2 protein-coding genes are annotated in these 9,470 nt (G+C 34.2%); both read right to left on the bottom strand.

Annotation, left to right across the window (positions count from 1 at the left end):
• Window positions 1–34: 34 nt before the first annotated feature.
• Window positions 35–208 (bottom strand): DNA cytosine methyltransferase, encoded by a 174-nt coding sequence (locus C6H18_RS09480; protein WP_199770174.1) that lies wholly within the window; start codon window positions 206–208, stop codon window positions 35–37.
• Between the two features lie 655 nt (window positions 209–863).
• Window positions 864–9,317, bottom strand: a complete 8,454-nt coding sequence (locus C6H18_RS07940; protein ID WP_233704105.1) for a putative barnase/colicin E5 family endoribonuclease — start codon at window positions 9,315–9,317, stop codon at window positions 864–866.
• Window positions 9,318–9,470: the final 153 nt, after the last annotated feature.

Consider the following 9,470-nt stretch of genomic DNA (forward strand, 5'->3'; position numbering starts at 1 on the left):
AAATCTTGACAAGGAAACCCAGCAGTGAATAATTCTACCGCCATACCTTTGGTATTAAGTGTTTTAATATCTCAATAGGGATACCACTAAAGTTTTTCTCTAAGACTTCAGCATAATACGCATTAATTTCACAAAAGCTAATAGTTTGATAAAAATCCTTATCTGCCTTTTGCAATCCCAATGCAAATCCGCCTATGCCACTAAACAAATCTAAATTTTATGGAATGCTAAAATTTTTTAACTTTCAAATAAAGGGTTAAAAATGGGTGTTTTAAGCTTTAAATCTATTCTAAGATTGCATAGGGGAAGTATTTTAGAAACTGCTTTTATATTGCATGGCTTCTGCTAGTGAATAAAATGTTGTTTCATTATAATAGCTGCTAGTGTGGTGGTGTGCTTTTTCTCCATAGGCTAAAAGGAATTCTTTTAAGTCTTTGAGTTTCACTTTAACGCCTATTATTTCTCCAAACTCCTTAGCATCTTGAGCGTTCCCATTTGCTAATGGGTTTTATCCCATTTGCATAAGCGGCTATGGTATTATTGCTTATGGAGTATCCATTATATCCTCTACCTATATGGGGTGTATCATAATTCTGCAAAATATTATAGGCTAACTAACTCGGCTTTTTGCTGTTTGGTTAAAGCTTTTGTTTTGAATTTGGTGTTAAGCTCTTTTAGATAGTTAATTAAGGGCAGTGCTTAAAAAGCCACTTATCTCATCTACCCTTTGCACTGCTTTGTCTATTTCATTCTCTAGCTGTGCTTCTGTGATGTTCTTTTGTGGTATAATGGCGTTATCGCCACTAATACGAGTCTCGCTTGAAGTATTAGTATTATGCTTAATTTGGTGCGAATACGCTGGATTAAGGGCGTTTTCTTTTTTTATATGCAGTTAAAACCCAATTATTCGCCTCTCCTTTGTAATTTAAAGCAATCACGCTTAAATGGTCGCCTAGCTCTATAAAGGCTCTTGTTTGTTCTTTTCTTAAGTTTCCTTGTTGTATTAAGGTAGGCAAATCTCTTATAAACTCTAGGGCTTTTTGCTGTGCTTCTTTGGCATTAACACCCTGATTAATAAAATCCTCTTTGCGTCTTGCTAAAATATGTGCCAATCCTGCTTTCTCATCCCCCCAAACCAAAGTAATATCTCCATTACCGCTTAAATCCTCTAAATCCTGTCGATAAAACGCCCCTACAACTTGCCCTTTAAACTGCCCCTCTTTAGATTCCGATTGCGTAAGCTCTCCTAGCTCTTTTCTAGCCTCATAACCTTTAGCTTCGGCTAAGATTTTCTTTATAGCCCCGCTTCCATCGTGATAATATTCGGCGTAATTTGTGCCAAAGCCTTTCAAAGGAGAGAGATTATAATGCTGTTCTATCCTTGCTCTTGCCTCTTTATAATGTTTTTCTGCGTTTTGGAGTGCTTCTGGGCTTTGGTTAAGTTCTTTTTTTGCATATTCAGAGTCTATTTGTGCTTGGCTTTTTAATGTATGAATTAATGCTTTTAAGTCATTAGGAAGTTTTAAATCTATGCCATATTTTAAAAGCTCTATATCGTTTAAGAGGATTCTAAAATCTGTATTATTGTAATGGTTTATAAAGTCTTTGGGATTTTTTAAAATATCTTCTGGGTTTATGGGGTTTTCACTCCATCCACTAAGCCAATGTGCGAAGCTTTGTATATTATTAACTGCTATGTTTTGAGGATTTGTGGAGGCATTAAGACTTTTGGCAAACTCTTTAATTCTATCCTCTAACGCAGTGAATGTGGATTGTGGTATAATTTCATTATCAGTCTCTACAATAGGCTTACTAGGCTTTATAGCCTCGCCGCTAGTTATTTTATTGTGAGTATTGACTGCCTCTGCTAGTTCTCTTTTAGTCGGCGGATTAGAATGATAGCGGGGGGTTAATTCTAATTCTAAAGAATAAACTTTATTTAAATCCTTATCTAAACTCTCTTTTGTCGTAATAAGCGCATTTGCGTTTCCATACTCGCTATTAAAGCGATGAATAATTGTATTATCGCCCACTTTTTCGCCATTGTAGCTTGTTTGTAATTTCGCATTTTTAAAAAGGTTTTCAATGTTTGCCACTGCGTTTAAATGCGTATCTCTATTAAATCCATTTTGTATAGATTTATTAACCGCACTATCGCTTACCATTTTATTAAGGCTTTTAAGCGATAATGTTGCATTATTACCATCTGCGCTTGTTAAAGTCGTGTTTAAAATAGGCTTTAAATGATTTTTTATTATCGTTTTTGCCTCGTTCGTGCTTGTGGTGCTAAAATCGTGTTTAAATGGTGAAATCTCTTTGGTGATTTGTGGCTCTACAACACCCCCAAACTCCTTTTTTAATCTTGCTAAAAATCGCTTTTTTAAGACATCCTCTTCTCCTGTTTGTAGGGCTTTTATGGTTTGCTCTATGGGGGTGTTGGATAAAAAGCTATATTCGATTGCTTCTTTGGCATCATTGATATAAGCTAAAAACTGCTGGGTCCTACTTCTAGGATTGCTTGGGTTTGGTTTGGAGATAAAATCAGGCAGTGTATCAAACTTGTAGCTAATCCTATCCTCTACTTGCTCTACTAAATCTTGCAAAGCTCTAACGCCTCTTTGGTAAATAGAGTTATCGCCATTAAACTCATAAGCAGAGTTGATTAAATCTCTTGTGTTAATGAGCTTCCTGCGGCTCTTGTATAAATCCTCTATATTTTTGCTCTCTAAGCCCTCCATTGTTTGTTTTAAAAACTCTTTAGTAATGTCGCCTTTTGGGTCTAAAAAATTACTGATCTTGACTTGTAAAGCCTTTTTAGAATCTAGGTCGTTTTTAAGTGCGTTTTTTTCTTTAAACTCTTTTATGCCTTCAAATACATCATCGTCTAAATTATGTTGTTCTAAGGCAGTATAATACCCTAAATCGTCTTGGTCTTTAAGCACTTTTAAGTATTTCTCTTGCAGGTCTTTTGCCTCTTGTGGAGATACTTTTAAATGATCTGCTAGGGCTTGTAAATACTCCTTCTTATCACGGCTTGTGGCTTTTTTAGGAGGATTTATTTCACTTGGTGGATTATATTGTGTTAGCTCTGGGAGGGGGTTAAATTGTTTTTTAAGCGCAAACTTTTTATAAAAGCCCTCTAGGTTTTGGGAACTTTCGGGCAAAGATTCGTAAAATTCCCTTAGCTCTAGTAGCACTTGCTCTAGTCTTTGAGTCTCTATGGGATTAAATCCTCTATTTTTAGACTGCAAAATAGTTTGGAGTTGTCCTTTGGTAAAATCCCTTATGGTATTAAATAGGGTTTCTTTGCCTTTTTGCCCTAAGCTTTCATATTTAGCGACAAATTCTTTAGCATCTTTGTAATCAATAGGGAAAAAATTGTTTTTGCGTCGTTTATACCCCTCTATGCTAAAGTTATCAAAGCCTTGCTGGGCTTTTACTAAAAAGTCTTTTAGCTCTGTTACTTTAGCTTGGGCTTTGGAGATTTGTGTGTTGGAGTTTTCTAGCTGCTCTAAATACTCTTTTTTAAACTCTTGGAAACTTTGGGGATCTCTGCCATTGCTCTTAGCTAACTCTTTATGCCTTAGATAGGCTTTATTAACATCCTCTCCCCATTCTTCTAAAAACTCTTGATTAAGCCCTTTATAGTAGTCTAAATCTTTCTCTTGGCTTCTTAGCTCGCTCTTTGCTAGGCTAATTTGTAATCCCAAATCATAAAACTCCTCTGGGGTTTGTGGTATAATCTGTGTATCAAGGTTAGGTAATATATTGTCCGATTTATCTGTAATCTTAGGCTTCGGTGAAAGTGTGTCTAAATCCTTGTTTCTTTCAAAAGCAGTTATGATAAAGTTTTGTTTCTCTCCTTTAAATTCACTACTTAAACCTATAACATAGCTTTCAAATTCTAAGCGGTATCGCATATTATTTTGATTAATTAGCTTCCCCCTCTCTATAATCTCTGGAATAAGATTTATATCAAAGTCTGGATGCTTATCAATAATATGAGCTAATCCATAGCCTTTATGGGTTTGTGGGTTTGTAACTTCTCCCCAAACTAAATCAATCTCCCCATTCCCACTAAGCTCTTTTAAATCCTCTCTAAAAAATACTCCTTTTACCTGTCCCATTTTTGCATCACTTAAAACTTTAAGTGCTAATTTGCCTTTATCTTTAGATTCTGGAAGTTTAAAGTTTATCCCAAAAGGCTCACCATTTGCTTTTAAAAACTCATTTTGGTTTTTTGCGTATTTTTCAAACAGATTTAAAAAATGATTACTTTCATCAAACCCTAAGGATTTAATCTTGTATTGTAAAATTACATTTGCTTTTTCATCATTGAGTTTTATATAAGGGGGATAATTGTTTCTAATTCGTCCATCATAATCTGCATAATTGGTTTTTATTTCTATCTCTTTGAAACTATCTTTTAATAACTCTATTTCTTTTAGTGTAAGCTCACTTTGTGCTTCATCAATGAAAGCTTTTGCTTCTTTTGTGCTATTAAAATCAAATCCTAAAGTGCTATAAATCCCTCTTTGTGGATTATAAATATTTTCTCCCTTGTATTCTCTATATCTTGGATTATCACCTATTGCTTTAAGGTCTAAAAAGCTTTTAAAATCATCATCAGGAAGTAAATTGTGCTTTTGCTCTAGGGTTTCTTGCAGGGGTTGTGTTTGTATTTCTAGCTTGGCACTTTTTGCATTTTGCTTATAGTTTAAGAGTTTGTTTTTTTCGCCATTGTTTAGCTCTATACTTATGCCATTTTCAAAAAGGGTTTCGTCTTTTTGTGAGGTTTTATAATAATGCCTTATCCATTCAAGCTTTTTTTCTACTTCACCGCTACCTTTAGCGATTTTAAAGATGACTTTTTGGTGAAAATTAAGTCCGCTATTATTACTAGGAGATATTTTTTGAACTTCTAACTCAAAATGCTTTCCATTTTGTAAAGTGCCTGTATAAATTTGTGAATAATCTTTATTTAAACCTAGATTATGAATACTTGCAATATCAAAATCAGAAAAAAACTTATCCACTCCTAAAAGCCTGTATTTTTCATAACTGGCTTTTGAAATGTTTGTATTTTCAAAAAATGCATCCAGTCCTTGCACTAATTGGTTTTTAAAGCCTGCTATTAACTCAAGAGATTGTGAATAGGTTGTGGATTGTGGGCTATGAATACTAGGTAATGTTTCTTGTGTATCCTCTACAATCTTAGGATTAGGTGGAAGTGTTTGTGAGTTTTTAAACCCCTCTTGTTTTTCTTTAAGTTTAGGGAGTAGCTCTAAGAGTTCAGAAGCTTCTTCGCTGGGTATCCCACTTTTAATATTCATACTTAAAAAATCATAAATATCAGCTGTGCTTATTGCTCTACCATTACTAAAGAGTGTAGGCTCTAATTCCTGCCTTAATGCTGTCTCTAAGTTGCTTAAGAATTCAAAGAGATTTTTAGGTGGATTTTCTAGCTCTTTAAACCTTGCTAGAGAGTATCCCATTATCTTACCTATTAAATCCTCATAATAATCAGGGTTTTGTTCTATGAAAGCATTTTTGCCCTGTGTATCGGTGGTTTTCAATAAATCTTGTATTTCTGTAATAACTTCTCTAAAATTATCCCTTCTTGAAGGGGAAGCTTTGATTGTAAAATACAAAGCTTGAGCTAGATAATCCCTTAAATCAAGTTTTGGCATTAAGGTTTGTTGGCTTATGTTATAAAAGCTCCCTGCATTTTCTACAAACATTCTTAAAGTCGCTTGTTTTTCCTCTGCACTTCCCTTTAAGCTCTCTAGGCTTTCTAAGATACTTTTGTTTCTAGTTTTGGCTAAATGAGTAAAAAGGGCTAAATTCGTATCAAAGGTATTTAAGCCATTATTGGTAGTATCTAAGGTTTTAGAAACAATGCTTTGCATCTCCTCTACACTAGAGGCTGTTAGTCTATTAGGGAGTTTAGAAATACCCTCTTGGTATTTCCCTAAGGTGCTAAGGGCTTTTTCTGCTATATTTTGTTCTCGTCCTACATTAGAAGCAAAGGAGAGGTTTAAGACTTCTTGTTTAGGAATATCAAAATCTAGCATTCTAACAATGACTTCATCCTCTCTCAAATCTACATTAAAGGCTTTCTTGGCTTCCTCTTTATAAGTATGTAAGGATTCCTTACTTAGTCTTTTTAGAGCTTCTGCTCTATGATTCCCTACACTTACACTACCATCTGCTAATATAATTGGTAATCCATCAAATCCACCCTCACTAAAGAATAGTTTATTAGGATTTAGGTTATTTTGTATATCCTCTATAACCCTTGTTTGTTTAATGAGTCTGCCTTGTGTGCCTGTGTTGCTAAAATTAGGTTTTAAATCTTGCTTTTTAATAATTACATATTTGGCATTATAGGTTTTATTCTCTAGGTTAATACTTGTTTGCCTAAGAGGGGTATAAGGAATACTATCGCTTAAAAGTAATTCTACTTCATTAACAGATTTACCAACATTAGAGTCTTTTGCTTGTTGTATGGATTGCCTTTTTTGGTTAAGAAGGGAGGCTCTTTTGGCTTGTTTTTGTTGGGATTCCTGTTGCAATCTCTGCTCTTTAGCGATACCATCTTGCTTTTCTTTTAGGGCTTTATCTAAAATACTTTGGTTTGTAGGGGATTGTGGTATAATGTGTGTATCAAGTTTGATATTAGAATTGGCTATATCATCGTAAGGAGTAATAGCGTTAATCTGACTACTCGCTTGATAAATTTCTCTACCCCCTTTTGAGATTTTATTATTTAATCCACTCTCGCTTTTGGGTGCATTGCTTCTTACAATCCATTCCCCATTTTCATCCCTTGCTACACTTGTAAAGTATTTTTTATCGTTAAAATCCTTTGCAAAAATAATCGTATTTTCATCTTGTATAATAATTCTATCTGGATTTTGTAGTGTTGGTTTAATTCTATCCATATATTTAAGCCTATTTTCTTTTAGAAGTTTAATAAGGCTTCCCTTTGTAACCTTTATTTCTGATATATTTTCCTTATTTAGGGCTTCTTTAACTTCTGGAATAAAGTTAGGGATAAAATCCTGCTCTAAGCTCTCTAAATTAAACTCCTTAAGCCATTGTTCTTTTAAATCTTGAGGAATCTCTTGGGCTTTTGTCCCCTCTTTTATCGCCCTTAAAGCCTCCTCTTTTGCTTCACTAACCTGTTCTACTATTCTTTCTACTAGCTCTTTAGTAGGGCTGTTAAATCCTCCCCTATTAGCTCTTTGGGTGATATTAAAGTTAAAATTCTCTAAAGAGCTAGATTCTTTTAAGGCTTTGCTTAAATGGTATTTTAATGCTGCCTTTTGGATTCCTAAACCTATAGTTGGAAAAAAAGCCCCAAATAAAATGCCATCGTGTGTGAAATTCCGATATATTCTTCCAAAAACTCCATCGACAAGCACATGCTTGATTGGACCATCAAAAGTCGTAGCTATATTGCTAGTGTTTTCTTTAGGGTTAGGATTAGGCAGAGAGTTTAAAATATCCGCATCCCTTTTAAAGAGTTTATGGAAGTCTTGTATTGCTTGTATATATTCTTTAGATCCCTTGCTTTTAAATATTTGTTTATTTTCCTCTAAAGCCTTTAAAAATGATGTAGAATCTAAGACCTTTGTTTCACCATTTTTAACTAAAGAAAACGCAAAGATTTTATCTAAGAGGTTAAGTTCTAAAGATTGTCTATTTTGCTCTGTTAATCCTTTGGTTAGCTCATCGAAGTTATTAAGCAGGGTTTTATTATTCGTTCCTGCTTTGGAAGCTTGTGGTGGATTTTCTGCCCCTGCAATCTTACCCGCTCCTTTGGCATTTTTTAAGATAGCCTTAGCAATATCCTCTAAAGAATTATCTACATTTTGGATTTTTTCATAAATGCTAGAATTTTGTATTTCTTTTAAATTCGCATAATCTGCCAATTTTGTTTCATAGAGTGTTTTTGCCTGCTCGTAAGCTTCTTTATTCTGGGAGAAAATATTATTAATCCCTTTATTAATATCCTCTCTTAAATGGCTACTAATGAAGTTTTTAAGATAGCTATCTAAAGTCTTATCCTCTGAATAAAGATTATTAAGGCTTTTCCTTGTTGCTTCTAAATCCTTATAAGTTACACCTTGTGGATTATAGACCTTATGCTTAATAGAGAGTAAAGTATTTTTATACGCACTTGGAATTTCATAATATTTTAGCTGCTCTTCATAGAATTTATCAAATTCTTTAGAATCTAAGACCACCTTATAATTATCATCATAGATTTTGCTTAAGATTTTCTCATTAGCTTCCTCATAAGCTGCTTTTGTGCCTTTGGTATAATCATCAAAGATAATCTTAATATCTTGGGGGTTAATATCAAATTTTTGTAATTCGCTCTTTAAATTCGCAGTGGTTAAACCTAGCATATTTCTTAAGTTTTTATTCGCTTGAGGATTAATCTTAGCAACCTCTTTTAATATGTCTAATACATCATTATCCTCACTATTTCTAATAACGGCTAATAATTCTTGTTGTTTAGCCCTCAAGGGCATTTTAGGAGTAAAAATATCGTTAAGGCTTTGGGCTGTGTTGTAGATTCTAGAATCCTCTCCAAATTTTTCTTTTAAATATTCCAAACCTTTGTTTAGGTCTTTAGAATGTAAAGATTGTGGAGCACCCCCTATATTTTTAGCAAATGCTAACAATTCCTCTCTTTCCTCTTTAGAAAAAGACCTTAGGGCTAAATCTTGAGCGGCTCGTAGATTTTGGGATTCAGCCATGTTTTTTATATTTCCTATGATAGGGGTATTTTTAGCTACTTTTCCTACCGCCTCCAAACTCTTTGTAGTAAGCTTTAAAATCCCATTAGAACTCTTAACTAATCCTAAGATTACTCCATCACCAACTGCAGATAATGCCCCCTCCTCTAGCATATGCCTATGAATCTCTTTAAAGTTTTGCTCTCTGTTTAAAAGCTGATTAGAAAGAATGGCATCTACTCCAGCCCCTGCGTAGCTTCCTATTGCCCCTCCTACTACTGCACCCCCTAATGTTGCTAAACCTTTAGGGGCTAATCTTGCCCCTGTGATACTTCCACTAATCCCTCCAGTAATAGAAAACTTATTGGCTAGCAGTGTTGGCAGAATAGAGCCTAAAAAGTTATGCTCTACCTTATAAAGTTTGCCCTCTTTATCCATAAAGAAAATGTCCCCATTTTGGTCGTGTCCTGCTTTATCAAATCCATAAAAAGTAGCGATATTTTTTAAATCTGTGAAATAAGCGTCTTTAGTTTTCTCATCTATCTCTCCACTTATAAGCCTTTTCATAAATGCACTTATGGAAGTGTGTTCGTGGATATTTTGTAAATGGATTACAGCATCTTTTATTTCCTTGGTAGCTTGTCTGTGTTCGTGTTCTTTTTTCCAGGCATTAAACTCTTGTTGATCATTATTCCATAATTTTTTCCAAGTGCTAGTTTC

This window comes from Helicobacter mesocricetorum, assembly GCF_900198605.1.
GTDB lineage: Bacteria > Campylobacterota > Campylobacteria > Campylobacterales > Helicobacteraceae > Helicobacter_D > Helicobacter_D mesocricetorum.

What these genes read in the sequence shown, in the direction of transcription:
- C6H18_RS07940 (WP_233704105.1), bottom strand. Translation starts at nt 9,317, where the DNA reads ATGAAAAGGCTTATAAGTGGAGAGATAGATGAGAAAACTAAAGACGCT.